Annotated in this window: 1 protein-coding gene and 1 pseudogene; both read left to right on the top strand. The window is 65.4% G+C overall.

Annotation, left to right across the window (positions count from 1 at the left end):
- Positions 1-118: 118 nt before the first annotated feature.
- Positions 119-514: pseudogene (locus ACE191_RS21755) on the top strand (transposase); the annotation flags it as partial.
- Positions 515-642: 128 nt separating this feature from the next.
- The coding region (locus tag ACE191_RS21750) for a transposase (protein WP_400194356.1) at positions 643-1,036 on the top strand (394 nt) is incomplete at its 3' end.

Here is a 1,036-nt window from a genome sequence, read left to right as displayed (position 1 = left end):
AGAGGCTCCTATGTTTGAGCCACTGCTTAAACTTAGGTTATTGGGCAACGAGCAGGAGCAAGATGGCAGAGCCTGGGGCCCTTGAGCCCGCCTAACATGAGCATCCCCTGTTCGTTCCATGGCCACTTTGGACAGTTCCGTTAGGCCCATAGAGCCTGTATTAGGATCGGTAAAGCACCAGCTGGATACGCGGGTGCACCACCTGAACGTAGCCAATACCCCGGCGGGCTTCCGCGAACTGGTGCGCCGCTGCGGGGCCACCAGCCTGTACGTGCTCGAAGCCACGGGCACCTACTACCTGGCCGTGGCTTACCACCTGGTCGCGGCCGGGGCCGAAGTGGCCGTGGTCAACCCGCTGGTGGTGCGGCGCTTCATCCAGATGCACCTGGGCAAGGGCAAAAGCGACCGGAAGGACGCGCAGTGGCTGCTGCGCTTCGGCCAGCAGCAAGCGCCGGCGCGCTGGCAGCCGGAGGAGCAAACGCTCGTGGAGTGCCGCCGGCTGCAGCAAGCCGCCGAGCTGCTCATCCGCCAGCAGACAACGGTTTCCAACGCCTTGGAAGCGTTGCTGCGCCAACCGGTGGTCTGCGCCGAGGCCCGGCGCCAACTGGCCCTGACGCTACGCCGCCCGGCCCGGCCCGGCAAGTGCAGCAACTCGAAACCCAGCTGCTCACGCGCGTCGAGCAGCGCTACGCCGCCGAGTTGCCGCTGCTCACCTCCATTCCCGGCATCGGGCGCAAGACGGCCGCGCTGCTGCTCTTGTTCGCCGGCGGCTTCACCCGCTTTAACAAGCACCGCCAGCTCATCGCCAAGGCCGGGCCGTGCCCACACGGGTACCAATCCGGCAGCAGCGTGCGCGGACAAACGCGCATCAGCAAGCTGGGCGGCGGGCTGATCCGCAGCAAGCTGTATATGTGCAGTTGGTCCGCCTGCCGGGCCAACGCCGGCTGCAAAGCGCTCTACGAGCGGCTCATGGCCAAAGGCAAGCACAAGAAGCTGGCCCTGATTGCCGTCTGCAACAAGCTGCTCAAGCAAGCTT

This window comes from Hymenobacter sp. B81, assembly GCF_044628455.1.
GTDB lineage: Bacteria > Bacteroidota > Bacteroidia > Cytophagales > Hymenobacteraceae > Solirubrum.
Note: the sequence above shows the minus strand (reverse complement) of the source record. Positions and strands in the feature narration are given on the sequence as shown.